The sequence below is a fragment of the Burkholderia vietnamiensis LMG 10929 genome (assembly GCF_000959445.1).
Taxonomy (GTDB): domain Bacteria; phylum Pseudomonadota; class Gammaproteobacteria; order Burkholderiales; family Burkholderiaceae; genus Burkholderia; species Burkholderia vietnamiensis.
On the sequence record NZ_CP009630.1, the window covers coordinates 375459 to 401221 of the forward strand.

Annotated in this window: 26 protein-coding genes and 1 pseudogene; 21 read left to right on the forward strand and 6 right to left on the reverse strand. The window is 67.1% G+C overall.

The window, feature by feature from the left end; genetic code table 11:
• Positions 1 to 62 precede the first annotated feature (62 nt).
• The 4 genes from AK36_RS02030 to AK36_RS02045 are packed head-to-tail and all read left to right on the forward strand — an operon-like array spanning position 63 to position 3724.
• Entirely contained in the window at positions 63 to 1028 is a 966-nt protein-coding gene (locus AK36_RS02030; protein WP_045577737.1) for an L-carnitine dehydrogenase, read from the forward strand.
• A 6-nt stretch (positions 1029 to 1034) separates the two neighbouring features.
• The gene (locus tag AK36_RS02035) at positions 1035 to 1523 is read left to right on the forward strand and encodes a thioesterase family protein (RefSeq protein ID WP_011880744.1); all 489 of its coding nucleotides are present in this window, start codon (positions 1035 to 1037) and stop codon (positions 1521 to 1523) included.
• A 25-nt stretch (positions 1524 to 1548) separates the two neighbouring features.
• A complete protein-coding gene (locus AK36_RS02040; protein WP_011880743.1) occupies positions 1549 to 2505 on the forward strand; it encodes an alpha/beta hydrolase in 957 nt (318 codons plus the stop codon).
• 22 nt (positions 2506 to 2527) lie between these two features.
• Positions 2528 to 3724 carry a TauD/TfdA family dioxygenase gene (locus tag AK36_RS02045; RefSeq protein WP_045577738.1) on the forward strand — a complete coding sequence of 399 codons (1197 nt, stop codon included), beginning with the start codon at positions 2528 to 2530 and terminating at the stop codon, positions 3722 to 3724.
• A 190-nt stretch (positions 3725 to 3914) separates the two neighbouring features.
• Here the strand turns inward: AK36_RS02045 and AK36_RS02050 are convergent, their stop codons facing one another.
• Positions 3915 to 4217, reverse strand: a complete 303-nt coding sequence (locus AK36_RS02050) for a DUF4148 domain-containing protein (protein WP_011880741.1) — start codon at positions 4215 to 4217, stop codon at positions 3915 to 3917.
• Positions 4218 to 4570: 353 nt separating this feature from the next.
• Complete coding sequence (locus AK36_RS02055) at positions 4571 to 4861, reverse strand: DUF3331 domain-containing protein (protein WP_011880740.1); 291 nt, start codon at positions 4859 to 4861, stop codon at positions 4571 to 4573.
• A 663-nt stretch (positions 4862 to 5524) separates the two neighbouring features.
• On the opposite strand from AK36_RS02055, the gene AK36_RS02060 reads away from it, so the two are divergent.
• The 9 genes and pseudogenes from AK36_RS02060 (at position 5525) to AK36_RS02100 (ending at position 14769) form a co-directional block, all read left to right on the forward strand.
• Positions 5525 to 6289 carry an SDR family oxidoreductase gene (locus AK36_RS02060; RefSeq protein WP_011880739.1) on the forward strand — a complete coding sequence of 255 codons (765 nt, stop codon included), beginning with the start codon at positions 5525 to 5527 and terminating at the stop codon, positions 6287 to 6289.
• Positions 6290 to 6340: 51 nt separating this feature from the next.
• Entirely contained in the window at positions 6341 to 7183 is an 843-nt protein-coding gene (locus tag AK36_RS02065) for an ureidoglycolate lyase (protein ID WP_034195481.1), read from the forward strand.
• Between the two features lie 23 nt (positions 7184 to 7206).
• Positions 7207 to 8484: an L-fuconate dehydratase gene (locus AK36_RS02070; RefSeq protein ID WP_045577739.1), complete on the forward strand. Its 1278-nt coding sequence runs from the start codon at positions 7207 to 7209 to the stop codon at positions 8482 to 8484.
• An 83-nt stretch (positions 8485 to 8567) separates the two neighbouring features.
• Positions 8568 to 9344 carry an SDR family oxidoreductase gene (locus AK36_RS02075; protein WP_011880736.1) on the forward strand — a complete coding sequence of 259 codons (777 nt, stop codon included), beginning with the start codon at positions 8568 to 8570 and terminating at the stop codon, positions 9342 to 9344.
• Between the two features lie 12 nt (positions 9345 to 9356).
• Positions 9357 to 10893, forward strand: a pseudogene (locus AK36_RS02080) (sugar ABC transporter ATP-binding protein).
• A 20-nt stretch (positions 10894 to 10913) separates the two neighbouring features.
• Positions 10914 to 11951 (forward strand): ABC transporter permease, encoded by a 1038-nt coding sequence (locus tag AK36_RS02085; RefSeq protein ID WP_011880734.1) that lies wholly within the window; start codon positions 10914 to 10916, stop codon positions 11949 to 11951.
• Positions 11952 to 12040: 89 nt separating this feature from the next.
• Positions 12041 to 12982 (forward strand): ABC transporter substrate-binding protein, encoded by a 942-nt coding sequence (locus AK36_RS02090; RefSeq protein ID WP_011880733.1) that lies wholly within the window; start codon positions 12041 to 12043, stop codon positions 12980 to 12982.
• 63 nt (positions 12983 to 13045) lie between these two features.
• Positions 13046 to 13936 (forward strand): L-fucono-1,5-lactonase, encoded by an 891-nt coding sequence (locus AK36_RS02095; protein WP_034195478.1) that lies wholly within the window; start codon positions 13046 to 13048, stop codon positions 13934 to 13936.
• Positions 13937 to 14007: 71 nt separating this feature from the next.
• On the forward strand, positions 14008 to 14769 hold the full coding sequence (locus tag AK36_RS02100) for a FadR/GntR family transcriptional regulator (RefSeq protein ID WP_045577740.1): 762 nt from the start codon (positions 14008 to 14010) through the stop codon (positions 14767 to 14769).
• A 16-nt stretch (positions 14770 to 14785) separates the two neighbouring features.
• On the opposite strand, the gene AK36_RS02105 is transcribed toward AK36_RS02100, so the two are convergent.
• Entirely contained in the window at positions 14786 to 16027 is a 1242-nt protein-coding gene (locus AK36_RS02105; protein ID WP_045577741.1) for an NAD(P)/FAD-dependent oxidoreductase, read from the reverse strand.
• 563 nt (positions 16028 to 16590) lie between these two features.
• Complete coding sequence (locus AK36_RS32455) at positions 16591 to 17511, reverse strand: hypothetical protein (RefSeq protein WP_131929098.1); 921 nt, start codon at positions 17509 to 17511, stop codon at positions 16591 to 16593.
• Between the two features lie 46 nt (positions 17512 to 17557).
• Here AK36_RS32455 and AK36_RS32460 point away from each other — a divergent pair, with 46 nt between their 5' ends.
• Positions 17558 to 17767, forward strand: a complete 210-nt coding sequence (locus AK36_RS32460) for a hypothetical protein (protein WP_126220612.1) — start codon at positions 17558 to 17560, stop codon at positions 17765 to 17767.
• A 296-nt stretch (positions 17768 to 18063) separates the two neighbouring features.
• Positions 18064 to 18285 (forward strand): SymE family type I addiction module toxin, encoded by a 222-nt coding sequence (locus tag AK36_RS02115; protein ID WP_045577742.1) that lies wholly within the window; start codon positions 18064 to 18066, stop codon positions 18283 to 18285.
• Positions 18286 to 18541: 256 nt separating this feature from the next.
• On the opposite strand, the gene AK36_RS02120 is transcribed toward AK36_RS02115, so the two are convergent.
• Positions 18542 to 19099, reverse strand: coding sequence for a hypothetical protein (locus AK36_RS02120; RefSeq protein WP_045577743.1), 558 nt, complete (start codon positions 19097 to 19099; stop codon positions 18542 to 18544).
• Positions 19100 to 19885: 786 nt separating this feature from the next.
• Here AK36_RS02120 and AK36_RS02125 point away from each other — a divergent pair.
• From AK36_RS02125 to AK36_RS02150, 6 genes are all read left to right on the forward strand, one after another.
• The gene (locus tag AK36_RS02125) at positions 19886 to 21004 is read left to right on the forward strand and encodes a branched-chain amino acid ABC transporter substrate-binding protein (RefSeq protein ID WP_034195540.1); all 1119 of its coding nucleotides are present in this window, start codon (positions 19886 to 19888) and stop codon (positions 21002 to 21004) included.
• 202 nt (positions 21005 to 21206) lie between these two features.
• Positions 21207 to 22133 (forward strand): high-affinity branched-chain amino acid ABC transporter permease LivH, encoded by a 927-nt coding sequence (gene livH / locus AK36_RS02130; RefSeq protein WP_011880725.1) that lies wholly within the window; start codon positions 21207 to 21209, stop codon positions 22131 to 22133.
• 11 nt (positions 22134 to 22144) lie between these two features.
• A complete protein-coding gene (locus AK36_RS02135) occupies positions 22145 to 23416 on the forward strand; it encodes a high-affinity branched-chain amino acid ABC transporter permease LivM (RefSeq protein WP_011880724.1) in 1272 nt (423 codons plus the stop codon).
• Entirely contained in the window at positions 23413 to 24186 is a 774-nt protein-coding gene (livG, locus tag AK36_RS02140; protein ID WP_045577744.1) for a high-affinity branched-chain amino acid ABC transporter ATP-binding protein LivG, read from the forward strand. The genes AK36_RS02135 and livG overlap by 4 nt, the downstream gene beginning before the upstream one ends.
• Complete coding sequence (locus AK36_RS02145) at positions 24186 to 24887, forward strand: ABC transporter ATP-binding protein (RefSeq protein WP_006484776.1); 702 nt, start codon at positions 24186 to 24188, stop codon at positions 24885 to 24887. The genes livG and AK36_RS02145 overlap by 1 nt, the downstream gene beginning before the upstream one ends.
• A gap of 91 nt (positions 24888 to 24978) precedes the next feature.
• Complete coding sequence (locus tag AK36_RS02150) at positions 24979 to 25329, forward strand: VOC family protein (protein ID WP_045577745.1); 351 nt, start codon at positions 24979 to 24981, stop codon at positions 25327 to 25329.
• Positions 25330 to 25355: 26 nt separating this feature from the next.
• On the opposite strand, the gene AK36_RS02155 is transcribed toward AK36_RS02150, so the two are convergent.
• Positions 25356 to 25763, reverse strand: a complete 408-nt coding sequence (locus AK36_RS02155) for a DUF2000 domain-containing protein (protein WP_011880720.1) — start codon at positions 25761 to 25763, stop codon at positions 25356 to 25358.

Below are 25763 nucleotides of genomic sequence, written 5' to 3' on the forward strand. Positions count from 1 at the left end.
TGCGGCGGCGCGCAGCTGCGCGCGCGCCGTCCGATTTTCCTCGCTTCGAAGGATGCATTGACATGGCAGTGAAGACCGACATCAGGACGTTCGCCGCGATCGGCACCGGCGTGATCGGCAGCGGATGGATTTGCCGTGCGCTCGCGCACGGTCTCGACGTGGTCGTGTGGGACCCGGCGCCGGGCGCGCCGGAGCGGCTGCGCGCGAGCGTCGCGAACGCATGGCCCGCGCTGGAGCGCGTCGGCCTCGCGCCGGGCGCGGCCCCGGCGCGGCTGCGTTTCGCAGCGACGATCGCGGAGTGCGTCGCCGACGCGGACTTCATCCAGGAAAGCGCGCCCGAGCGCGAAGCGCTGAAGCTCGAGCTGCACGAGCAGATCAGCCGCGCGGCGAAGCCGGACGCGATCATCGCGTCGTCGACGTCCGGGCTGCTGCCGAGCGACTTCTATGTGCGGGCCACCCATCCGGAGCGCTGCGTGGTCGGCCATCCGTTCAATCCGGTCTATCTGCTGCCGCTCGTCGAGGTGCTCGGCGGCGAGCGCACGTCGCCGGAGGCCGTCGAAGCGGCGATGACGATCTATCGCACGCTCGGCATGCGGCCGCTGCACGTGCGCAAGGAGGTGCCGGGCTTCATCGCGGACCGGCTGCTCGAGGCGTTGTGGCGCGAGGCGTTGCATCTCGTCGACGAAGGCGTCGCGACGACCGGCGAGATCGACGACGCGATCCGCTTCGGCGCGGGCATCCGCTGGTCGTTCATGGGCACGTTCCTGACCTACACGTTGGCGGGCGGCGACGCGGGCATGCGACACTTCATGCAGCAGTTCGGCCCCGCGCTCGAACTGCCGTGGACGAAGCTGGTCGCGCCGCAGCTGACCGATGCGCTGATCGACCGCGTCGTCGACGGCACCCGCGAACAGCAGGGCACGCGCAGCATCAAGGAGCTCGAGCGCTATCGCGACGAGTGCATCACCGAGGTGCTCGACGCGATCGCGACGGTGAAGGCGCGGTATGGGATGCGATTCGAGGATTGAACCAACATGACCGGCGATACTCCGCTGACGATTTACCACGACGTCGTGCGGCCCGAGTGGGTCGACTACAACGGCCATCTGCGCGATGCGTTCTATCTGCTGATCTTCAGCTTCGCGACCGACGCGCTGCTGGACCGGATCGGCCTCGACGACGCCGCGCGTCGCGAGCGCGGCCGCTCGGTCTACACGCTCGAAGCGCACGTCAACTATCTGCAGGAAATCAAGGAGGGTGCGCGCGTGCGCGTCGACGTGCGCGTGCTCGCGCACGATGCGAAGCGGCTGCATCTGTATCTCGAACTGTTCGCCGACGGGTACGACGCCGCGGTGGCGGCGAGCGAGCAGATGCTGCTGCACGTCGCGACGCGCGGCGGCGCGAAATCGGCGCCGTTCGACGACGACGTGGCCGCGCGCGTGGCCGGCTTGCACGCGTTGCAGCTCGATTGCGCGGCGCCCGCCTACGCGGGGCGCGTGATCGGCCTGCCGCCGCGCCGCTGACGCGGCGAACGACGGCGCGCACGCGATGCTCGAAGCGCAAATCGCAGCGTTCGTCGCGGCGGTCGACGCCGCGTATCCGGCCGGCACGGCCGCGCGCTCGCCGGCCGAGCAACGCCGCATCTACGATCGCTTCGCGGCCGCGTGGACGCCCGCCGAACTGCCGCCGGGCATCGTGCGGCACGACGCCTTATGGCGCGCGCCGCACGGGCCCGCGATCGCGCTGCGGCGCTACGCGCCGGCGCACGGCGCACCGCGCGGCACCGTGTTGTTTTTCCATGGCGGCGGCTTCGTCGTCGGCTCGCTCGACAGCCATGCGCTGATCACCGCGCAGCTCGCGGCCGACACCGGGCTCGCGGTGATCGCCGTCGCTTACCGGCTCGCGCCCGAGCATCGCGCGCCGGCCGCGCTCGAGGATTGCCTGGCCGTCACGCGCGCCGCGCGCGATGCGGCGCACTGGCCGTTCGGCCCGTGCGCGCGGCCGCTGACGCTCGCGGGCGACAGCGCGGGCGGCAATCTCGCGGCGGCCGTCGCGACCGCGCTGCGCGACGCCGGCGAAGCGGGCCTCGACGGCATCGCGCTCGCGTATCCGATGCTCGGCATCGAGCCGCAGGCACCGGCGCGCGACACCGAAGCGCATGCGCGGATGCTCACGCTCGACGACGTTCGTCGCTATCGCGCGCTGTACTGGGCGCAGGCCGACGCAGCCGCACTGAGCGCCGATCCGCTGCTGCGCGCGTCGGTGCCGCTCGTGGCGTCGCGCTTCGACGGGCTGCCGCCGGTGCTCGCGATCGGCGCGCAGCACGATCCGCTGCGCGACGATGCGCGCGTCTACGTCGAACGGATCGTCGCGGCCGGCGGCGTGGCGCGGTACTGGATGGGGGAAGGGCTGGTGCACGGCTGCTGGCGCGCGCTCGGAACGAGCCCGCAGGCGGCGCGGATGCACCGGATGATCGGCGGGTTTCTGCTCGCACCACACGCGTAGCGGGCGTTTCCGGGAGGCAACGATGCAGGCAGCGCAACACCGTATCGAGGACTGGCGGACCTTTTCCGCCGACGCGACGATCGCCGCGGCGACGCTCGGCGACGCAGCGGTGGAGGTCGAGTGGAGCGACGCGCGCCGTTCGCCGTTCCACTTCGACTGGCTGCGCGACAACTGCACGTGTGCCGCGTGCGTGCATGCGCTGACGCGCGAGCAGGTGTTCGAGATCGCCGATGCGCGCGCCGATCTGTCCGCGCGCGTCGTGCACGTCGACCGCGACGGCGCGCTGCACGTCGAATGGAACGACGGGCATCGCAGCGCGTGGTCGCCCGGTTGGTTGCGCACACATGCATATGACGACGTATCGCGCGCCGAACGCCACGCGGCGCACGGGCCGCACGTATGGCTCGGCGACGATGCCGCGGCGCTCGGCGTGTTCGCGTGGCGCGACCTGATGGACGACGACGGCGCGTTGCACGCATGGCTCGGCGCATTACAGCGCACCGGCCTGACGCTCGTCGAAGGCGTGCCGGCCGAGCGCGGGCGGGTCGCCGACGTCGCGCGGCGCGTCGGCCTGATCCGCGAGAGCAATTTCGGCGTGCTGTTCGACGTCGAATCGAAGCCGCGGCCGGACAGCAATGCGTACACGTCGCTGAATTTGCCACCGCACACCGACCTGCCGACCCGCGAGCTGCAGCCGGGCGTGCAGTTCCTGCATTGCCTCGCCAACGACGCGACGGGCGGCGACAGCGTGTTCATCGACGGCTTCGCGCTCGCCGACGCACTGCGACGCGAACATCCGGCCGATTTCGAGCGCCTCGCGTCGACGCCGTTCGAGTTCTGGAACAAGAGCGCGCACAGCGACTATCGCTGCTCCGCGCCCGTGATCGGGCTCGATGCGCGCGGCAACGTCAGCGAGGTGCGCGTCGCGAACTTCCTGCGCGGGCCGCTCGACGCGCCGGCCGATGCGGTCGCCGCCGTCTATCGCGCGTACCGGCGCTTCCTCGTGCTGGCGCGCGAGCCGCGGTTTCGCGTGCAGCGCCGGCTGCGTGCGGGCGACATGTGGGCGTTCGACAACCGCCGCGTGCTGCATGCGCGCACCGAGTTCGATCCGGCGAGCGGTCGCCGGCATCTGCAGGGGTGTTACGTCGATCGTGACGAATTGCTGTCGCGCTGGCGCGTGTTGTCGCGAACGCTGGGCGCCGTGGCCGCGCCGCGTTGACGGCGCACGGCTTGGCCGCATCTACCTCGGCGGGGAAAAAGCGCCCGGACGCGGTGCGTCCGGGCGAAGCCACCCGTTGCCGGGCGGCGGAGGTATGCGTATCGCAAAACAAGACGAGCCCGCTTGACGGGCTCGTCCGGGTACTGCTTCAGCGCGCCAGGCGCTGTGCGCCCGCCGAGGGCGCGTCGGCTTACTGGCCGAAGAAAACCGAGTCGCGGGCGTTCGACGACGTTGCCGCCGCCGGGGCGCCCGAATGGACGACCGGCGCCGGCTGCGCGCCGTAACCGCTGGCGTCCGCACCGTGCACGCGCGCTTCGGCGGCCTGGATGTCGGTCGGGTAATACGGGCTCGCGAGGCCCGGCTTGTAGCCGGCCTTTTCGAGCTGAACCAGTTCGTTGCGCACTTGCGCACGCGTCACGGTGCTTTGAGCGAACGCGCCGAACGAAGCGGACAGCGCAACAGCGGCAACGACTGCGGAAACGAGCGATTTCATGATGACCTCCGGTGTTTTATTTGATTCGCTTGCGACACCATGTCTGCAGCGATTGGGTTGAATCTTAGTCACCGGGTCGTTCAGGGTAAACGCTGATTTTGACGATAGATTGTTTCCTGATGAGTAACAGTGCGGCGCCGATCCAGCCTTTCATCGTGCTTTCGTTTCCGCCTGTGCAATGAGTCGCAGCGCGCCGCGACGTCACGTCGGCCGACTCGGCTGCATGCCGGCGCGACGCCCGTGCGTGCGGATACCCACGGCGTGCGCGTCGGATGACACAGGCAGCAGAGACGGGGAATCGGCGCGCCGCTTGCGCGTCGCGCAGCCGCCGACGTGGCGGCGCCGCCGCGCGCTTAGCGGTTGCCGGCCAGCGCGAGCACTTCGGCCGCGGAGATCATCGCGGCCGCGTTGGCGGGCGCCGGGCGCTCGGCCGGGCGGAACACTTCGTCGCCGCGCTGGATCACCTGGCGCGACAGCGCGCAGGTGCCGGTGCGTTGCGCGAAGCGGCGGCGCCAGCGCTGTTCGCCGTAATGGCAGCGGCCGGGTTCGACCCAGCGAACCACCAGCAGCGTATCGGAACGTTCGAGAATTTCGACGTGGACGTCGGCGGGATCAAGCGCAGGCATGGATTGGGGTGCCTTCATTTTGCCGTTTCCTAAAGCGCAGTGCGGTTTCGTCGATGGCAGTGGATGTCACTACCCGAGCGCGAATCCGTAGCGGTTTCCATGAGTGGTGCGCTAAATGTAAGCGTCTGTGACGGGAAAAAACATCCTGTTTGGCTCAAATTACCTTTTGCCGATTTAGAAACAATGAGGGCGCGTTTTCGGGTAAAACGCCCACGACAAAAGCGCCCCGGACTTAAACGTCCGGGGCGCGAAATCGGCCCGCGCCAACGTGCCCGCTCGCCCGGGCACGTCGGACCCCGCGGGGGACGGAGATGCCCGCCGCACTTGGCGGCGGACGCTGCGGTGGACCGGTAGGGCGCGGCCGACGACGCCATGATCCCGTGCGCGCCCGGTTGCCAGCCTGACGCGAACATGACTTTTTTGTCAGTTTCGAGCCGGCCGCGCGCGCGGCGAGCGCGCGCCAATCGGCGCGAGCCGCATGCCTATTGGCGTTGCGGGCAATCGCGCGGCGCGGCGAAGGCTCGTTTCCCGACTTCTCCGACGCTTGGCGACCGATTTTGTCGCTCGGGAAAACACTGAATCCCGCGTTCGTGACAAATCCGGATTCTCTTCCTAATATTGGTTGGACCTTTGGTCCTTTGTGCCAATCGGCCGGCTCGACCGGCTCTCCCGGAGGGGCTCATGAGATTGCAGGGCAAGCGTGCGCTGGTGACGGCGGCTGGACAGGGCATCGGCCGCGCGACCGCGCTGCGGTTCGCAAGCGAGGGCGCCGACGTGCTGGCGACCGACATCAACGACACCGCGCTCGAGCAGCTCGCGGCCGATGCGCAACGTGCGGGCGGCCGGCTGTCCACGCGCCGGCTCGACGTGACCGCTGCGGCCGACGTGGCGGCGCTGGCAGCGCGGGAACGCGCGTTCGACGTGCTGTTCAACTGCGCGGGCTTCGTGCATCACGGCTCGATCCTCGACTGCGACGAGCGCGCGTGGGCGTTTTCGTTCGATCTGAACGTCACGTCGATGTACCGGCTGATCCGCGCGCTGCTGCCGGCGATGCTGGAGGCGGGCGGCGCGTCGATCGTCAACATGGCGTCCGCCGCGTCGAGCGTGAAGGGCGTGCCGAACCGTTTCGTCTACGGCACGACCAAGGCGGCCGTGATCGGCCTCACCAAGTCGGTCGCCGCCGATTTCGTCGAACGGCGCATTCGCTGCAACGCGATCTGCCCCGGCACGATCGCGTCGCCGTCGCTCGAACAGCGCATCGCCGAGCAGGCGCGCGCACGCGAGGTGTCGACCGACAGCGTGCGCGCGGCCTTCGTCGCGCGCCAGCCGATGGGCCGCATCGGCACCGCCGACGAAGTGGCCGCGCTCGCCGCGTATCTCGCGTCCGACGAAGCGTCGTTCACCACCGGCACGATTCACGTGATCGACGGCGGCTGGTCGAACTGACCGCGGCGGCCGCCCGCACCTTTCCATCCACTTCCGTTTCGCTGGGACGACATGAAACTGATGAGATTTGGCGACAAACACCACGAGAAACCGGGGCTGCTCGATGCGCAGCGCAGGATCCGCGACCTGTCGGGCGTGATCGACGACGTCGCCGGCGACGCGCTCACGCCCGCGTCGCTCGCGCGGCTGCGCGAGCTCGATCCGGCGTCGCTGCCGCTCGTCGACGGCACGCCGCGGCTGGGCGCCTGTGTCGGCCGGGTCGGCAAGTTCATCTGCATCGGCCTGAACTATTCGGATCACGCGGCCGAGTCCGGCATGGAGGTGCCGAAGGAGCCCGTCGTGTTCGGCAAATGGACCAGCGCGATCTGCGGGCCGAACGACGACGTCGAGATTCCGCGCGGCTCCGAGAAGACCGACTGGGAAGTCGAGCTCGGCGTGGTGATCGGCCGGCCCGGCCGCTATATCGACGAAGCCGATGCGCTGTCGCACGTCGCCGGCTACTGCGTGGTGAACGACGTGTCGGAGCGCGAGTACCAGCTCGAACGCGGCGGCACGTGGGACAAGGGCAAGGGCAACGACACGTTCGGCCCGCTCGGCCCGTGGCTCGTCACGGCCGACGAAGTGCCGGACCCGCACGCGCTGCGCTTGTGGCTCGAGGTGGACGGCCACCGCTACCAGAACGGCTCGACAGCGACGATGGTGTTCCGCGTGCCGTTCCTGATCAGCTATCTGAGCCGCTTCATGAGCCTGCAGCCGGGCGACGTGATCTCGACCGGCACGCCGCCGGGCGTCGGCCTCGGGCAGAAGCCGCCCGTCTATCTGCGCGCCGGGCAGGTCATCACGCTCGGCATCGACGGGCTCGGCGAGCAGCGCCAGCGCACCGTGCAGGCCTGAAACCCTTTAACGGAGCGTTCGCCATGCCTGTCATTCGATCGATGCGCGTCCTCGACGTGCGCTTTCCGACCTCGCGCGAGCTCGACGGCTCCGATGCGATGAATCCGGACCCCGACTACTCGGCCGCCTACGTCGTGCTCGAAACCGACCGCGACGGGCTCGCGGGCCATGGGCTCACGTTCACGATCGGGCGCGGCAACGAGATCTGCTGTGCGGCGATCGAGGCGATGCGTCACCTCGTCGTCGGCCTCGATCTCGACTGGATCCACGAGGACATGGGCCGCTTCTGGCGGCACCTGACGTCGGACAGCCAGTTGCGCTGGATCGGCCCCGACAAGGGCGCGATCCATCTGGCGACGGGCGCCGTCGTCAACGCGGTGTGGGACCTGTGGGCGAAGGCGGTGGGCAAGCCGTTGTGGCGGCTGGTGGCCGACATGAGCCCGGAAGAGATCGTGCGCGCGATCGACTTTCGCTACCTGACCGACTGCCTCACGCCGGACGAGGCGCTCGACCTGTTGCGCCGCCAGGCGCCGGGCAAGGCCGCGCGGATCGCGGCGCTCGAGCGTGACGGCTACCCGTGCTACACGACCTCGGCCGGCTGGCTCGGCTACGGCGACGACAAGCTGCGGCGCCTGTGCCGCGAGGCGGTCGACGCCGGTTTCGACTACGTGAAGCTGAAGGTCGGCGCGAACCTCGACGACGACATCCGCCGCGTGTCGATCGCGCGCGACGTGATCGGCCCGGCGCGCAAGCTGATGATCGACGCGAACCAGGTGTGGGAAGTCGGCGAGGCGATCGACTGGGTGCGCGAGCTGGCGTTCGCGAAGCCGTGGTTCATCGAGGAGCCGACGAGCCCCGACGACGTCGAAGGGCATCGCAAGATCCGCGACGCGATCGCGCCCGTGCAGGTCGCGACCGGCGAGATGTGCCAGAACCGCGTGCTGTTCAAGCAGTTCATCGCGCGCGGCGCGATCGACGTCGTGCAGATCGACGCGTGCCGGCTCGGCGGCGTCAACGAGATTCTCGCGGTGATGCTGCTGGCCGCGAAATACGGGCTGCCGGTGTGTCCGCACGCGGGCGGCGTCGGGCTGTGCGAATACGTGCAGCATCTGTCGATGATCGACTACGTGTGCATCTCGGGCACGAAGGAAGGGCGCGTGGCCGAATACGTCGATCACCTGCACGAGCATTTCGTCGAGCCGTGCATCGTGCGCGGCGCGGCCTACATGCCGCCGACCGCGCCCGGCTTCTCGATCGAGATGAAGCCCGACTCGCTCGAGCAGTACCGGTTCCGCGGCTGACGCAGGGTGCTGGCGGCGCGGCGTCGCACGACGTCGCGCGACGAGATGGACGATACGAACGACACGAACGACGGAGACGCGAAGTGGATCTGGATCTGCAGGACAAGGTCGTGATCGTGACCGGCGGCGCATCGGGCATCGGCGCGGCGATCACGTTGCGGCTGGCCGACGAAGGCGCGATTCCGGTGGTGTTCGCGCGCCACGCCCCGGACGACGGCTTTTTGCGTGCGGTCGAACGGAAGCAGCCGCGCGCCGTGTGCGTGCGCGTCGAGCTGCAGGACGACGCGCAGTGCCGCGACGGCGTCGCGCAGACCGTCGCGCGCTTCGGCCGCATCGACGGGCTCGTCAACAACGCGGGCGTCAACGACGGCGTGGGGCTCGACGCCGGGCGCGACGCGTTCGTCGCGTCGCTCGAACGCAACCTGATCCACTACTACGCGATGGCGCATCACTGCGTGCCGCACCTGAAGGCGACGCGCGGCGCGATCGTCAACATCTCGTCGAAGACGGCCGTCACCGGGCAGGGCAACACGAGCGGCTATTGCGCGTCGAAGGGCGCGCAGCTCGCGCTGACGCGCGAATGGGCCGTCGCGCTGCGCGACGACGGCGTGCGCGTCAACGCGGTGATTCCGGCCGAGGTGATGACGCCGTTGTACCGCAACTGGATCGCCGGCTTCGACGATCCGGACGCGAAGCTCGCCGCAATCGCCGCCCGCGTGCCGCTCGGCAAGCGCTTCACGACGGCGGAAGAGATCGCCGATACCACCGTGTTCCTGCTGTCGGCGCGCGCGTCGCACACGACGGGCCAGTGGCTGTTCGTCGACGGCGGTTACACGCATCTCGATCGTGCGATCGACTGACGGCGGCGACCGATGCGAGCAGACCCGAACCCCAACGACGCGCCGCCGCTGATCGCGTTGAGCGGCGTCAGCAAGCGCTTTCCCGGCGTGCTCGCGCTCGACGACTGCCGCTTCGACCTGCGCGCCGGCGAAGTGCATGCGCTGATGGGCGAGAACGGCGCGGGCAAATCGACGCTGATGAAGATCCTCGCCGGCGTGTATCAGAAGGACGGCGGCGAGATCCGGATCGACGGCCGCGCGGTGGAGATCGCCGAGCCGCGCGCGGCGCAGGCGCTCGGCATCGGCATCATCCATCAGGAGCTGAACCTGATGAACCACCTGAGCGTCGCGCAGAACATCTTCATCGGCCGGGAGCCGCGCGGCCGCTTCGGCGTGTTCATCGACGAGGACCGGCTCAACCGCGACGCGGCCGCGATCTTCGCGCGGATGCGGCTCGCTCTCGATCCGCGCACGCCGGTCGGCCGGCTGACGGTCGCGAAGCAGCAGATGGTCGAGATCGCGAAGGCGCTGTCGTTCGACTCGCGCGTGCTGATCATGGACGAGCCGACCGCCGCGCTGAACAACGCGGAAATCGCCGAGCTGTTCCGCATCATCGGCGACCTGCGGGCGCACGGCGTCGGCATCGTCTACATCTCGCACAAGATGGACGAGCTGCGCCAGATCGCCGATCGCGTGACGGTGATGCGCGACGGCAAATGGGTGGCGACCGTGCCGATGGCCGATACGTCGATGGACGCGATCATCGCGATGATGGTCGGCCGCCAGCTCGATACGCAGCCGCGCACGCCGCCCGATACGTCCGCGAACGACGTGGCGCTCGAAGTGCGCGGGCTGTCGCGCGGCCGCGCGATCCGCGACGTCGGCTTCACGTTGCGGCGCGGCGAGATTCTCGGCTTCGCGGGGCTGATGGGCGCGGGCCGCACCGAGGTCGCGCGCGCCGTGTTCGGCGCGGACCCGGTCGACGCGGGCGAGATTCGCGTGCACGGCAAGCCGGTGACGATCCGCACGCCGGCCGATGCGGTCGCGCACGGGATCGGCTACCTGTCGGAGGACCGCAAGCATTTCGGGCTCGCGCTCGGCATGGACGTGCAGAACAACATCGCGCTGTCCAGCATGCCGCGCTTCGTGCATCGCGGCATGTTCGTCGACGCGCGCGCTGCGCGCCGCCGCGCACGCGTACGTGCGGCAGCTCGCGATCCGCACGCCGTCGGTCGCGCAGCCGGTGCGGCTGCTGTCCGGCGGCAACCAGCAGAAGATCGTGATCGCGAAGTGGTTGCTGCGCGATTGCGACATCCTGTTCTTCGACGAGCCGACGCGCGGCATCGACGTCGGCGCGAAAAGCGAGATCTACAAGCTGCTCGACGCGCTCGCCGCGGACGGCAAGGCGATCGTGATGATCTCGTCGGAGCTGCCCGAGGTGCTGCACATGAGCCACCGGATTCTCGTGATGTGCGAAGGGCGCGTGACCGGCGAGCTGCGCGCGGCCGACGCCACGCAGGAAAAGATCATGCAGCTCGCGACGCAGCGCGAGTCGACCGTGTTGTCCTGATTCAGGTGTCCACTCCGATCATGTCCAACGATACGCATCCCGTTCCGCCCCTCGCGTCCGCCGACACGCCGGCCGGCGCCGCGAACCTGAAGTCGCGCCTGTTCAACCCGGCCGCGCGGCAGAAGCTGCTCGCGTTCGCGAGCCTCGTGCTGCTGATCGTGTTCTTCGGTTTCGCGTCGCCGAACTTCCTCGAGGTCGACAACCTCGTCGCGATTCTGCAGGCCACGGCCGTCAACGGCGTGCTGGCCGTCGCGTGCACGTACGTGATCATCACGTCGGGCATCGACCTGTCGGTCGGCACGCTGATGACGTTCTGCGCGGTGATGGCCGGCGTCGTGCTGACCAACTGGGGGATGCCGCTGCCGCTCGGGATCGTCGCCGCGCTCGGCTGCGGCGCGCTGTCGGGCTGCGTGTCGGGCTTCGTGATCGCGAAGATGAAGGTGCCGCCGTTCATCGCGACGCTCGGCATGATGATGCTGCTCAAGGGGCTGTCGCTCGTGATCTCCGGCACGCGGCCGATCTACTTCAACGACACGCCCGGCTTCACGTCGATCGCGCAGGACTCGCTGATCGGCAGCGTGATCCCCGCGCTGCCGATTCCGAACGCGGTGCTGATCCTGTTCGTCGTCGCGATTGGCGCGTCGATCGTGCTGAACCGCACGCTGTTCGGCCGCTACACGTTCGCGCTCGGCAGCAACGAGGAAGCGCTGCGGCTGTCGGGCGTGAACGTCGATGCGTGGAAGATCGCCGTCTACACGTTCGGCGGCGCCGTGTGCGGAATCGCCGGGCTGCTGATCGCGTCGCGGCTGAACTCCGCGCAGCCCGCGCTCGGCCAGGGCTACGAGCTCGATGCGATCGCGGCGGTCGTGATCGGCGGCACGTCGCTGTCGGGCGGCTCGGGCAGCATCGTCGGCACCATCATCGGCGCGTTCATCATGAGCGTGCTGACCAACGGGCTGCGCATCATGTCCGTCGCGCAGGAGTGGCAGACGGTCGTCACGGGCGTGATCATCATCCTCGCCGTCTACGTGGACATCCTGCGCCGGCGCCGCCGCTGATGCACGAAAGAACGCAGAAACGCAAACCCGCATGCGCTTCATCGCCGGCCGGGCCGGCATTTCAGTCGATACAACCAAGGAGACGCGAAGTGATCAGGAGCAAGGTGTTGAACGCGATCGCCGGGCTGACGTTCGCCGTCGGCGTGACGGCCGGCGCGCATGCGCAGGAAGCCTATATCCCGCTGATCTCGAAGGGCTTCCAGCATCAGTTCTGGCAGGCCGTGAAAGCCGGCGCGATGCAGGCGGCGAAGGACTACAAGGTGAAGGTCACGTTCGAAGGCCCCGAGACCGAGGCGATGGTCGACAAGCAGATCGACATGCTGTCCGCGGCGATCGCGAAGAAGCCGGCCGCGGTCGGCTTCGCGGCGCTCGACAGCAAGGCCGCGCTGCCGCTGCTGAAGAAGGCGCAGGCCGAGAAGATTCCGGTGATCGCGTTCGACTCGGGCGTCGACAGCGACATTCCGGTGACCACCGCCGCGACCAACAACAAGGCGGCCGCCGCGCTCGCGGCCGACAAGCTCGCCGCGCTGATCGGCGACGAAGGCGAGGTCGCCGTGGTCGCGCACGACCAGACGAGCCGCACCGGCATCGACCGCCGCGACGGCTTTCTCGAACGGATGAAGGCCGCGCATCCGAAGGTGCAGGTGGTGACCGTGCAATACGGCGAAGGCGACCAACTGAAGTCCACCGAGGTCACGAAGTCGATCCTGCAGGCGTATCCGAAGCTCAAGGGTCTGTTCGGCACCAACGAGGGCTCGGCGATCGGCGTGGTCAACGGCGTGCGCGAGATGAAGCGCAAGGTCGTGATCATCGGCTACGATTCGGGCAAGCAGCAGAAGGACGCGATCCGCAGCGGGCTGATGGCCGGCGCGATCACGCAGAACCCGGTCGGGATCGGCTACAAGACGGTCGAAGCCGCGGTGAAGGCGATCAAGGGCGAAAAGCTGCCGAAGGTCATCGACACCGGCTTCTACTGGTACGACAAGACCAACATCGACGACCCGAAGATCACCGCGGTGCTGTACGACTGAGCGTCATGCGGCGCGCGACGATGCTGCGCGCGGCGACGACGCGAGGTGAAGCACGAGGACACCATGAGCGCAGTGCGTATCGATTCCCATCAGCACTTCTGGCGTTATCGCGCGGCCGACTATCCGTGGATCGGCCCGGCAATGGACGCGCTCGCCCGCGACTACCTGCCCGCTGCGCTGTGGCCGCAGATGCACGCGCATGCGCTCGCTGCGTCGATCGCGGTGCAGGCGCGCGCCGGGCGCGACGAGACGGCGTTCCTGCTCGAGCTCGCGCGCGACGACGCGCGAATCGCGGCGGTGGTCGGCTGGGAGGATCTCGCGGCGCCGGAGCTGGCCGAGCGCGTCGCCGCGTGGCGCAGCCCAAAGCTGCGCGGCTTTCGCCATCAGCTGCAGGACGAAGCCGACGTCGCGGCGTTCGTCGGGCAGCCCGCGTTCAATCGCGGCGTCGCGTGGCTTCAACAGCATGGCTACGTATACGACGTGCTGGTGTTCGAGCGCCAGTTGCGCGACCTGCGCGCGTTCTGCGCGCGGCACGACGCGCACTGGCTCGTGCTCGATCATGCCGGCAAGCCGGCGCTCGCGGAATTCGAGCGCGACGCGACGGCGTTCGCGCGCTGGCGTGCCGAATTGCGCGAGCTGGCCGCGCTGCCGCACGTCGTGTGCAAACTGTCGGGGCTCGTGACCGAGGCGGACTGGCGGCGCGGCCTGTGCGCGCCGGACCTGCGCCACGTCGAGCAATGCCTCGATGCGGCGCTCGCCGCGTTCGGCCCGCAGCGGCTGATGTTCGGATCGGACTGGCCCGTGTGCCTTCTCGCGGCGTCGTATGACGAAGTGGCGTCGCTGGTCGAGCGCTGGGCCGCCGCGCGGCTGTCTCCGGCCGAGCGCGACGCGCTGTGGGGCGGCACGGCCGCGCGCTGCTATGCGGTGCCGGGCGATGCGATGGCCGGCATATAGAATAGGCGCGCACGGCCCGGCGCTCGATGCGTCGGACCGTGCGCAAAACAACCGCTCATCCGTATCGAAGTATGTCCATCCAGCCGATTCAGAACCGCCGCCTGTACCAGCAGATCGCCGACAAGCTCAGTGCGATGATCGAGTCCGGCGATTTCCCGCCGGGCAGCTACCTGCCGCCCGAGCGCGAACTGGCCGAGCGGTTCGGCGTGTCGCGCACGTCGGTGCGCGAGGCGCTGATCGCGCTCGAGGTCAACGGGCTCGTCAGCGTGCGCGTCGGCGACGGCGTGAAGGTGCGCCAGCGCGAGGCCGCTGCCGCGCCGCAGCCGCTTGCTGCCGCGAAGGTCGCGCCGTTCTCGATCGTCGAGATCGATCCGGAGCTCGGCATCGCGCTCGACCTCGACACCGAGATCCCGCCGTTCGCGCTGTTGCAGGCGCGCCGCCTGATCGAGCCGGAAGCGGCGGCGCTCGCCGCGCAGCACGGCTCGGACGCGCAGATCGAGGGGATTCGCGACGCGTTCCTGCGCAACCAGGAAGACAACCAGAGCGGGTCGCTCACGCATCCGGGCGATCGTCTGTTTCATATCCGGATCGCGGAGGCGAGCGACAACGCCGCTTATGCGCTGATGATCAAGCAGTTGCTCGCGCACAAATACGATCCGATGTTCCAGCGGCTGCAGTCGCTCTACATGCCGAACGACATGCCGCACCGGTCGGAGCTGGAGCACCGCGCGATCCTCGACGCGATTCGCGCGCGCGACCCGGCGGCCGCGCGTCGCGCGATGGCCGAGCATCTGGACGAAGTGATCGAGATCTTCGGCCGCGCGCTCGACTGAGCGCAGGCCGCCGGCGTCAGAAGCGCTCGGCGCGGTAGGGCGTCGGATCGGTGAACGGCGTTTCGCCGGTCATCATCTCGGCCAGCAAGCGGCCGGACACGGGGCCGAGCGTGAGCCCGTGATGGTTGTGCCCGAACGAGAACCACAGCCCGCGATGCGCGGGCGCGGGGCCGATCACCGGCCGCATGTCGGGCGTGCACGGGCGAAAGCCGAGCCACGGCTGCGGATCGAGCCGCTCGCCGAAGCCGAACACCGGACGCGCGATGCGTTCCGCGCGATCGAGCTGCACGCCGGTCGGCGGCAGGCCGCGGCGCGCGATTTCGACGCCCGTGGTGAGCCGCAAGCCGCGCCGCATCGGTGCGATCACGTAGCCGTATTCGCGATCGACGATCGGCGCCGACGGCGTGCCGCGCGCCGATGGCGCGTAGTGCATGTGATAGCCGCGCTTCTCGCGCAGCGGGATCTTGTAGCCGAACTTGCCGAACACCGTATCGGACCACGGGCCGAGCGCGACGACCATCGCCGGCGCGGCGATCTTGCCCTGGTCGGTCATGACCTGCCAGCCGGGCGACAGCGCGTCGACGCTCGCGGCATCGCCGGTGAGCAGCGTGCCGCCGCCTTGCACGAACAGCTGCGCATAGCTTTTGACGAGCGCGGACGGATCGACGACGCTTTTCGGATCGAGCCAGTGCAGTGCGCCGCAGAAGCCGGCCGCGAGGCTCGGTTCCTTGGCGCGCAGTGCTGCGGCGTCGAGCGGCTTGATGCCGAGCCCGTGGCGGCGCGCGGTGAGGCCCGCATCGGCGACGGCGCGCTCGAACGCGGAAGGCGTGCGGAACGCTTCCATCCAGCCGCTCGCGCGCACGAGCTCGCCTGCGCCGGCGCGCGCGATCAGCGCGTCGTGCTCGGCGATGCAGCGCTCGATCAGCGGCAGCATGTCGCGCGACGCGGCCGCGTGGCGCAGCGGCGCCGATTCCCACCAGAAGCGCGCGAGCCACGGCGCGAACGCCGGTAGCGACGCGCTGTGCCAGTAGAGATCGGTCGAGCGGTTCAGCGCGTAGCGCATCAGCGTGAACGGGCTGCGCGGAAACGGATACGGCTCGATCGACGAGCGCTCGATCAGCCCCGCGTTGCCGAAGCTCGTGCCTTCGCCGGGCGCGGCGCGGTCGACGAGTGCGACCTTGCGGCCGCGATCCTGCAGGTGCAGCGCGGCGCTGACGCCGACGATGCCGGCGCCTAGAACGATTACGTCGAAGTCCATCATGTCAGTGGCTGTTGGCGGGGCGCTGGGCCGGGTGACGGGGTGCGCGCCGGGATTGGAGAGTGTTCGAACCCCAAGCATACTCGCGGCGGAGTGGGGCACCAAGCGGGTATGCGCTGTCGACGTAGTGCAGATGGGCCGTGCGCGACTATTGGAGGTTGTCCGGCTCAGTCGGGGCAGCAGCCCGCGCACGGTCCAGCAGTCGGGTGGGACGGGCGATATATGCGCTGCGGATTTGACGCGCTCCAATGCGATGGGCGGCGTGTTCGTGGGGGCGGACGAGATTCCGGCCGAGCTCTTTTGATGTGCCGATGTCGCGGCTCGAACTAGTGGCGGGACCTGTTGCGTGGACAACCAACGTAACCACGAGCAGTGGACTTCTACCGGCTGCAATGAACGCATCGTTGGCGATATTCGTTAACGGCGCGGACATGCGGTAAGCGTTTGCGTACGACGCGGGCCGGACATTCGGCGGGGCGCTACTGACGAGGGTATGGAGTTTGCCCGCGACGATCTGTGCTCTCCCGTGCAAGTTCGCTCGTTGCATAGCCTGGCCCTCCAGATCATTGAGTGTCGCCAGCCTTGGCCGAAAAGTCGGGGGCTTCAAACGGCGGCGGCAGATATGTCGTGTCGATTGTGTAGCCCTCAGCCGTCCATTCTGCTTCATGTTTCGCTCGTTCCGCCCTTGCCGGCGTCAATTCGTCAGACAGGTATTTCTTCCATTGCCTCCGGCGTTCGATGCTATCAGTAAAATACGGCGTGTAATTATCAGATGCCGTGCTTACCTGAATATCTGTCAGGTAATATCCCATGCCGGGAGTCGACGACGATTGAAATGAAAGGGATAGTGTCAAAAAGACGCCGTCAGCATAAAAAAGCCATCGTGGCTCGGATGAGATTAAGCTTTTCCATTCCTCCGCGGTCGGTGTGTAGGTAGAGTCGATCGAATAAAGCGTACCGGGTTGCGACAAAGCATAAGCCGTTGCCTCTTTGCCGACGAGCCGCGGATCGGATGTCTCGATATACCTCTTCCACCCCGCATCTCTCAGTTTTGTCAGCAGGGCTATGATTTTGTCGCGAGCCTCTTCGTACGAGGTTGTACCCGAAGGTGAGATGTTGAAATTGACATCCCAACTATCAACTCCGCTTTCCGGACTGTCTTTGTCGCCCAACCCGGTCGCGATCGCCACGTTGTCGAGATCGAATGAATACTGTCCTTGAAGATATCTTGCCCGTCCGAGCTTCTTTGGATCGTCCCAGCGCATTTGATATACGTACACGCCAGACGGGTGATTCATCGTGGAAAATCCTTGTGCCACGGCATCCGATTTTCCGTCTGATCCGAATTTAATGGTGACAACTTGAGGTGATATTCTTGTGTTCTTTTCGCGTCGGACGGCTGTTGATGCGTAAATTGCAGCGCACAAAGCGATGGCTGAAAAAATGCACCACAGAAATTTCATCGATTTACGTTCAGGCAACATGGGCATTGTCGCCTTTGTGTGAAAAATCAATCATGTTAGACCGCTCATGACTGCAGTCGCTGTTTCGGAAACGGCTCCAACCGCTTCCGGCATTGTCATCTTAGACCTTGCCTCGATCGACGATCGCTATCTTGAATGTCTCGCGGCTGCAAGCAAATCCCTTTGCAAGCTTGGACTGAGTGACGATAACTCATGCAAATTGTTTCAAATCGCCGCATTCTTGAAATCGAGTGACGTTGCTGGCATCAGCGAATGAGACGCCGCCGTGCGCACAAGCAATTGCATGCCTATGCCTAATGGCGAACGTTAAGGCGAGTCGGAAATATTGCGCGTAAATGATGTCCTAATAGGACTGTCCAACGATGATCGCGCGTATATCGCGCGCGCGAATGGGCGCTAGGCGTTCACCGGACATGTCGAAGCATCGGCTCGTCGAATGAGTAAAAAGGAGGAATCCGGGAAATCAAAAAATCGGCAGTAAACGAGCGCGGGCCGCAAGTGCTACCAACACTCACGGCCCGCTGACCACAGCCAACTAACCAGGAGTTGCCCATGGCTAAGGCGAATGATAAAGCACGTGCCCCGATTACGGAACGCTTTGTGACGGTCCAGGAGATCTGGGGTTTTCCGAAAAACATGAGCGTCAGGCCCAAGACGTTTTATCCGTACATGAAGATTGGCGGAATGTGGCTCGTCAATGATGCGGGTTTTGAGCCGGGCGAGAAGGTGCGGATAGCGATCGAGCCAGGTAGGCTGGTCATCACGGCGATGTGAGACGCCGCCGCGGCGCTGCACGTCGATGCGATTCGTCGAGAGGCGCATCGGCTGATCGGCTAGTGTGGCGGAGCAACTACATCCCGCCCAGGGACCGCCGTTGAATCGGCGATAGCGAAGGCCGCGCGGACGCACCGCGCGGCCTAGTAGAATTTCGCTACGCTCAAGTACGAGTCTCAACTCCGCGTGCGGTCGTGTCCCGCAAAGCCGCACCTCAAGCCCCGGCAGGACAGCTGCTACCCCACCACAGCCCCCATCACCTCCCGATATTGCAAACCGACCGCGACGTCCCCGCGCCGCGCGTAACCACGCAACGCAAGCGCGCACCGTTGTCGTAGAACAACGCACGCGGCGGCGGTGGCAGCACAGCCGAATTGAACCGGTTCGACGCGTCGGGCACGTAGAGGAATGGATTCGGCGCGCCGATGGAGTAGTGCGGTACATCGACGGGCCGCTGCTCGTCGGCCCACCGATGTTCGTTCCGGCGCTGCTCGCGCTGTTCGATCTCCGACAGCACGCGACCGAGGCCGCCGCCCGTCGAAGGCTGCGGCTCGAGCTTGTCCCCCGACACACGCAATGCCCGCGTATCGCGCGTATCGAACGGGCTGCGCTTGAGCGGCACCGCTTCCTTCTCGCGTCGTTTCGCGCGAACCGGGCGGACGTCGTTCCGGGCCGCGGCGCGACGTTCCGAATGAAACAGATTGGTATTGCCCGAACCGTCGATCAGCGAATCGCGACTCGAAGCGTCGGCAGCACCGAGCGAAAGCGCGCAGGCAATGGTGGCGGCGGAAGAAAAACGAAGAGGATGATGCATCGGGCCCTCCGGCAGGTGACATGCAACGAGAAAAACGGCAGATCACTGGCTGGCTGCGGTGCGACAGGGGGCGCGACAGGGGCGCGTCAAACGACGTGCAGGAGGGCTGGCTGGATTGCGGTTGCGAGTTCGAATTATTTCACAGATATAACAATATGCTTTCGCGGTGCATGAAATCGTCAGCATAAAGAAGGAAATCGCGCGATCCGCTCGCGCCCCACGCCGGTGCGTTCGCCCGAATCCTCTGTTGAATACCTGCCGCGGCATACAGCCGTGCACGACTTCCGAATCACGCGTCATGTCTCCCGATCTCGCCGAACGCATTGTCCAGCAAGGCTTCATCGTGCAGAGGGCTTAAAAATCGCAACCCGATTGCACCGGCCACCAACCTCACGACCGTCACCCAGTTGCTCCCCGATCGCCACCGCCACCGCCCGAGGTTTCTCCGTGTTTTCCCTCATAGGAGACGCATTTTTGACAGACGTTTCAAAAACGCCCATATAATTTCGGCTGCCTTGCCAACGGCTGTCGGAACATCCCTCCGACCAGCGATTTGGCAAGCGGGGCAGGCGAAACGCTTGCGCAATGCAAGACGCATCACGATGTCTTTCCGAACCAGACGTCCCCTTCGGGGACTGCAAGAGCCGGGCCCCGCTACGCATCATCCATCCGCAGGTCCGTCTTCATGTGTCTCGGGCGTGTCCCATATCCTCGCCCCGGGTGCTGTTCGATTGCGCAAGTCATGCCGCCTTTGCCCGTATGACTAACAACATCGAGGAGTTCCTGATGACGCTGTCCCGTCTTACCTCCATTTCCGTCGCCGCCGTGCTGTTCGCCGCCGGCGCCGCCGCCGCGCAAGCGGAAACCGTGAAGATCGCCTTCGCCGGCCCGATGAGCGGCTCGGTCGCCCAGTATGGCGACATGGTGAAGGCCGGCGTGCTGACCGCGGTCGAACAGATCAACGCGGCAGGCGGCGCGGGCGGCAACAAGCTCGAACTGGTGACGATGGACGACGCATGCGAACCGAAGCAGGCCGTCGCCGTCGCCAACAAGATCGTCAGCCAGAAGATCAAGTACGTGATCGGCCACGTGTGCTCGGGCTCGACGATTCCCGCCTCCGACATCTACGAGAACGAAGGCATCGTGATGGTCACGCCGTCGGCCACTGCGCCGCAGCTGACCGAAGGCAAGAAGCGTCACTTCATCTTCCGCACGATCGGCCGCGACGATCAGCAAGGCCCGGCCGCCGCGCACTACATCATCAACAACGTGAAGCCGAAGAAGGTCGCGATCCTGCACGACAAGCAGTCGTACGGCCAGGGCATCGCATCGTCGGTGAAGAAGGACCTCGAAGCCGCGAAGATCCCCGTCGTGCTGTTCGAAGGCATCAACGCCGGCGATTCGGACTACTCGGCGGTCATCACGAAGCTGAAGTCGCAAGGCGTCGATTTCGTCTACTTCGGCGGCTACCACCCGGAAATGGGCCTGCTGATGCGCCAGGCGCGCGAGCAGGGCGTGAAGGCCACGTTCATGGGCCCCGAAGGCGTGGGCAACAAGGACGTGACCGCGATCGCCGGCCCGGCGTCGGAAGGTATGCTGGTCACGCTGCCGGCCGACTTCTCGGCCGACCCGGCCAACGCGGGCCTCGTGAAGGCGTTCGCCGACAAGAAGCGCGACGCGAACGGTCCGTTCCAGATGCCCGCATACGCAGCGGTGAAGATCATCGCCGATTCGATCGCGGGCGCGAAGACGACCGACCCGACGAAGGTGGCCGCGTACATGCACAAGACGACGTTCGACACGCCGATCGGCAAGGTCGCGTACGACGCCCAGGGCGACCTGAAGGCGTTCAAGTTCGTCGTCTACACGTGGCACAAGGACGCGACGAAGACCGCCGCCAAGTAACAACGCAGCACCCGCCCGCTCACCCGCCTCGTCCGGCATCCGGACGGGGCGGCGTGCGTATTGGTCGCGCATCGGTCGCGCATCGGCCCGATGCGCGCCGACGGGCGGCCCGAGACACACCAGACACACCGTGCATCGCGCGCGGCCCCACGCCACGATCCGGCGGCGGCCCGCGACCGATGCCAACGGGAGCTTCCCGCACATGACTGACTTCTTTCCCCAATTCGCCCAGCAGCTGGTCAACGGCCTGACGCTGGGCGCGATCTATGCGTTGATCGCCATCGGCTATTCGATGGTCTACGGCATCATCGGCATGATCAACTTCGCGCACGGCGAGATCTACATGATCGGCGCGTACGTGGGCCTCGTGACCCTTACGGCAATCGGCATCTCGGCCGGCTATCCGCTGCCGCTCGTGCTCGGCGCCGCGCTGATCGTGTCGGTGCTCGTCACCGGCCTGTACGGCTTCGCGGTCGAGCGCGTCGCGTACCGGCCGCTGCGCGGCGGCCCGCGCCTCGTGCCGCTGATCTCGGCGATCGGCATGTCGATCTTCCTGCAGAACTACGTGCAGATCGGCCAGGGCGCGCGCGACGTGTCCGTGCCGGTGCTGATCTCCGGCGCGTTCGACATCCATCTCGGCGGCGACTACGACGTGACGGTGCCGTATGCGCGCCTGCTGATCGTCGGCGTGACGCTCGTGCTGATGATCGCGCTCACGCTGTTCATCTCGCATTCGCGGATGGGCCGCGCATGCCGCGCGTGCGCCGAGGACATGAAGATGGCGAACCTGCTCGGCATCGACACGAACCGCGTGATCTCGTTCACGTTCGTGCTCGGCGCGATGCTGGCGGCCGTCGGCGGCGTGCTGATCGGGCTGACGATCGGCAAGCTCAATCCGTACATCGGCTTCGTCGCCGGCATCAAGGCGTTCACCGCCGCCGTGCTCGGCGGGATCGGCAGCATCCCGGGCGCGATGCTCGGCGGCGTGCTGCTGGGCCTCGCCGAAACCTTCGCCGCAGGCTACATGCCGGCCGAGTACAAGGACGTGGTCGCGTTCGGCCTGCTCGTGCTGATCCTGCTCTTCCGCCCGACCGGCCTGCTCGGCAAGTCGGACATCGAAAAGGTCTGAGGGAGACGCAGATGAGTCAAGTCATTTCCGTGCGCCGTCCGTCCGCCGGCGCGACCGCCGGCCAGGCGCTGAAGAATGCGGTGGCCGCCGCGCTGCTGACCGCGATCCTCACGATTCCCGTGTTGGGCCTGCAGCTGAAGCTCGACGGCTATCAAGTGGTGCTGACGCCGCACTGGCGTCCGGTCTGGATCGCGGTCGCGGCCGTGTTCCTGTTCCAGCTGTTCAAGCCGTGGCTCGTGCGTGCGAAATCGGCGGTGAAGCTGCCGGCGGCGCCCGCGATCGGCGCGCCGCAGCAGCGCGCGATCATCTGGGTGCTGCTCGCGGTCGGGCTTGTGTGGCCGTTCTTCGGCTCGCGCGGCGCGGTGGACGTCGCGACGCTCGCGCTGATCTACGTGATCCTCGGCCTCGGGCTGAACATCGTGGTCGGCTTCGCGGGGCTGCTGGATCTCGGCTACGTCGGGTTCTACGCGGTCGGCGGCTATACCTACGCGATGCTCAACCAGTATTTCGGGCTGTCGTTCTGGGAGTGCCTGCCGATCGCGGCGCTCGCCTCGGCGACCTTCGGCTTCCTGCTCGGCTTCCCGGTGCTGCGGCTGCGCGGCGACTATCTGGCGATCGTCACGCTCGGCTTCGGCGAAATCATCCGCCTGCTCGCGAACAATCTGACCGACCTGACGGGCGGCCCGGACGGCATCTCGAGCATTCCGAAGCCGACGGTGTTCGGCTTCGAGATGGCGCGCTCGGCGAGCGTCGAAGGCGCGAAGACCTTCCACGAGCTGATCGGGCTGGAATACAGCGGCGAGCACATGGTGATCTTCCTGTACCTGATCGCGCTCGCGCTGGTCGGCTTCACGCTGTTCGTGACGAGCCGCCTGATCCGCATGCCGATGGGGCGCGCGTGGGAAGCGCTGCGCGACGACGAGATCGCGTGCCGCTCGCTGGGCCTGAACCCGACCCGCATCAAGCTGTCGGCGTTCACGCTCGGCGCGGCGTTCGCCGGCATCGGCGGCGCGTTCTTCGCGGCGCGCCAGGGCCTCGTGAATCCCGAATCGTTCACGTTCATCGAATCGGCGCTGATCCTCGCGATCGTCGTGCTCGGCGGGATGGGTTCGCAGCTCGGCGTGATCCTCGCCGCGATCCTGCTGACCGTGCTGCCCGAAGTCGCGCGCGGTTTCGCCGAGTACCGGATGCTGATCTTCGGTCTGGTGATGGTGTTGATGATGATGTGGCGTCCGCAGGGCCTGCTGCCCGCGAGCCGTCCCCACGTGGAGCTGCCGCAATGAGCGCGAATCCAGAACTGTTGAAGGTCGCCGGGCTGCAGATGCGCTTCGGCGGATTGCTCGCGGTGGACGGCGTCGATTTCGACGTGCGCCGCAACGAGGTGTTCGCGATCATCGGGCCGAACGGCGCGGGCAAGACCACGGTGTTCAACTGCGTCGGCGGCTTCTACAGGCCGACCGGCGGCGACGTCGTGCTCGACGGTCATGCGATCGCCGGGCTGCCGAGCCACAAGATCGCATTGAAGGGCCTGGTGCGCACGTTCCAGAACATCCGTCTGTTCAAGTCGCTGACGGTGGTCGAGAACCTGCTGGTCGCGCAGCACCGCAAGGTGAAGTCGGGGCTGCTGCCGGGCCTGTTCGCGACGCCCGCGTATCGCCGCGCCGAGAAGGAAGCGCTCGAACGCGCGGCCGTGTGGCTCGACCGGATGGGGCTGACGGCGGTCGCCAACCGGCCGGCCGGCACGCTGTCGTACGGGCACCAGCGGCGTCTCGAGATCGCGCGCTGCATGATCACCGAGCCGCGCCTGCTGATGCTCGACGAGCCGGCGGCCGGCCTGAACCCGCAGGAGAAGATCGAGCTGCAGCATCTGATCGACAGGCTGCGCCGCGAGTTCGGCGTATCGGTGCTGCTGATCGAGCACGACATGAGCCTCGTGATGGGCGTGTCGGACCGCATCCTCGTGATGGAGCACGGCCGGCCGATCGTGATCGGCACGCCCGACGCGGTCCGCAACGACCCGCGCGTGATCAAGGCGTACTTGGGGGAAGAGTGATGCTGAAGCTGGAACAGGTCCATACGCACTACGGCGCGGTCGAAGCGCTCGCCGGCGTGTCGATCGAAGTGAACAAGGGCGAGATCGTCACGCTGATCGGCAGCAACGGCGCCGGCAAGACGACGTTGATGATGACCGTGTGCGGCACGCCGCGCGCGTCGTCCGGCCGCGTGCTGTTCGAGGGCAACGACATCACCGCGATGTCGACGCACCAGATCATGCGGCAGGGGATGGCGATCTCGCCGGAAGGGCGGCGCGTGTTCCCGAGCCTGACGGTGCTCGAGAACCTGAAGATGGGCGGCTTCTTCGCGAGCCGGCACGAGATCGACGACGGCATCGAGCACGTGTTCAAGCTGTTTCCGCGCCTGAAGGAGCGCGCGGCGCAGCGGGCCGGCACGATGTCGGGCGGCGAGCAGCAGATGCTCGCGATCGGCCGCGCGCTGATGAGCAAGCCGCGCCTGCTGCTGCTCGACGAGCCGACGCTCGGCCTCGCGCCGCTCGTGATCGCGCAGATCTTCGACATCATCCGGACGATCCGCGACGAAGGCGTCACGGTGTTCCTGGTCGAGCAGAACGCCAACAAGGCGCTCGGCGTGGCCGATCGCGGCTACGTGCTGGAGACGGGGCGCGTCGTGCTGGCCGACACCGGCGCGAACCTGCTCGCGAACGACCGGATCAAGCAGGCGTATCTCGGCGGCTGAGTGCACCGCGCGCCGCCGGCCTGCAACGGGCCGGCGGCTTGCGACGCTCGGTGCCGCTGCCGCGCGTTCGCATGTACGGAGGAGGCAACCGATGAAGGTCAAACGCATCGTCGCGAACGTCGACACGCAGTCGGTCGACGACGCCAAGCGCTTCTATCAGCAGATCTTCGGTCTGGACCTGCTGATGGATCTCGGCTGGATCGCCACCTACGGCAGCGCCGAGCGGATGCGCGTGCAGATCAGCTTCACATCGCAGGGCGGGTCCGGCACGCCGACGCCCGATCTGTCGATCGAAGTCGACGACCTCGACGAGGCGCTCGCGCGCATTCAGGCGGCCGGCATTGCGGTCGAATACGGGCCGGCCGACGAGCCGTGGGGTGTGCGGCGCTTCTTCGTGCGCGATCCGTTCGGCAAGCTCGTGAACGTGCTCGTGCATCGCTGACCGGCTCGCGCGCCGCACGGACACCTTCATGCGTGCAGCGAGAGCCCCTTCACGGCCTTGTCGACGGCCTTCTTCGGCCCGTGCAGCGCGAGACCGACCAGATCCAGATTGGCGGCATCCTCGGCGCGAAACGCGTCGCGGTTGGCCGCGTCGTGCCCGGTCGAGAACATCGCGCGCACGTACGGCACGATCCTCAGCTCGCGCGACAGCGCCTGCCGATGCGCGGCTTGCAGCCCGTTCAGATCGGCCGCGAACACCAGCATCGGCTGGCCGAGCATGCGGCCGTAGCGATTGCCGGCCGCATCCTCGTATGGCTCGCCGAGCGCATCGGGTGCACCGGCCGCGACACCCGTCGCGAGAAACGCGACCACGTTGAGTTTCTGCCACGCCGCGAGATCGTCGCGCACGATCAATGCCACCTTCGTATCGAACAT

Coding starts and splice junctions, on each gene's coding strand:
- AK36_RS02120 (WP_045577743.1), bottom strand. CDS start 19,099: ATGCATCATCCTCTTCGTTTTTCTTCCGCCGCCACCATTGCCTGCGCG.
- AK36_RS02085 (WP_011880734.1), top strand. CDS start 10,914: ATGTCCAACGATACGCATCCCGTTCCGCCCCTCGCGTCCGCCGACACG.
- AK36_RS02145 (WP_006484776.1), top strand. CDS start 24,186: ATGCTGAAGCTGGAACAGGTCCATACGCACTACGGCGCGGTCGAAGCG.
- AK36_RS02050 (WP_011880741.1), bottom strand. CDS start 4,217: ATGAAATCGCTCGTTTCCGCAGTCGTTGCCGCTGTTGCGCTGTCCGCT.
- AK36_RS02035 (WP_011880744.1), top strand. CDS start 1,035: ATGACCGGCGATACTCCGCTGACGATTTACCACGACGTCGTGCGGCCC.
- AK36_RS02115 (WP_045577742.1), top strand. CDS start 18,064: ATGGCTAAGGCGAATGATAAAGCACGTGCCCCGATTACGGAACGCTTT.
- AK36_RS02045 (WP_045577738.1), top strand. CDS start 2,528: ATGCAGGCAGCGCAACACCGTATCGAGGACTGGCGGACCTTTTCCGCC.
- AK36_RS02100 (WP_045577740.1), top strand. CDS start 14,008: ATGTCCATCCAGCCGATTCAGAACCGCCGCCTGTACCAGCAGATCGCC.
- AK36_RS02095 (WP_034195478.1), top strand. CDS start 13,046: ATGAGCGCAGTGCGTATCGATTCCCATCAGCACTTCTGGCGTTATCGC.
- livG (WP_045577744.1), top strand. CDS start 23,413: ATGAGCGCGAATCCAGAACTGTTGAAGGTCGCCGGGCTGCAGATGCGC.
- AK36_RS02150 (WP_045577745.1), top strand. CDS start 24,979: ATGAAGGTCAAACGCATCGTCGCGAACGTCGACACGCAGTCGGTCGAC.
- AK36_RS02040 (WP_011880743.1), top strand. CDS start 1,549: ATGCTCGAAGCGCAAATCGCAGCGTTCGTCGCGGCGGTCGACGCCGCG.
- AK36_RS02125 (WP_034195540.1), top strand. CDS start 19,886: ATGACGCTGTCCCGTCTTACCTCCATTTCCGTCGCCGCCGTGCTGTTC.
- livH (WP_011880725.1), top strand. CDS start 21,207: ATGACTGACTTCTTTCCCCAATTCGCCCAGCAGCTGGTCAACGGCCTG.
- AK36_RS02030 (WP_045577737.1), top strand. CDS start 63: ATGGCAGTGAAGACCGACATCAGGACGTTCGCCGCGATCGGCACCGGC.
- AK36_RS02155 (WP_011880720.1), bottom strand. CDS start 25,763: ATGTTCGATACGAAGGTGGCATTGATCGTGCGCGACGATCTCGCGGCG.
- AK36_RS02060 (WP_011880739.1), top strand. CDS start 5,525: ATGAGATTGCAGGGCAAGCGTGCGCTGGTGACGGCGGCTGGACAGGGC.
- AK36_RS32455 (WP_131929098.1), bottom strand. CDS start 17,511: ATGTTGCCTGAACGTAAATCGATGAAATTTCTGTGGTGCATTTTTTCA.
- AK36_RS02135 (WP_011880724.1), top strand. CDS start 22,145: ATGAGTCAAGTCATTTCCGTGCGCCGTCCGTCCGCCGGCGCGACCGCC.
- AK36_RS02055 (WP_011880740.1), bottom strand. CDS start 4,861: ATGAAGGCACCCCAATCCATGCCTGCGCTTGATCCCGCCGACGTCCAC.
- AK36_RS02105 (WP_045577741.1), bottom strand. CDS start 16,027: ATGGACTTCGACGTAATCGTTCTAGGCGCCGGCATCGTCGGCGTCAGC.
- AK36_RS02065 (WP_034195481.1), top strand. CDS start 6,341: ATGAAACTGATGAGATTTGGCGACAAACACCACGAGAAACCGGGGCTG.
- AK36_RS32460 (WP_126220612.1), top strand. CDS start 17,558: ATGACTGCAGTCGCTGTTTCGGAAACGGCTCCAACCGCTTCCGGCATT.
- AK36_RS02070 (WP_045577739.1), top strand. CDS start 7,207: ATGCCTGTCATTCGATCGATGCGCGTCCTCGACGTGCGCTTTCCGACC.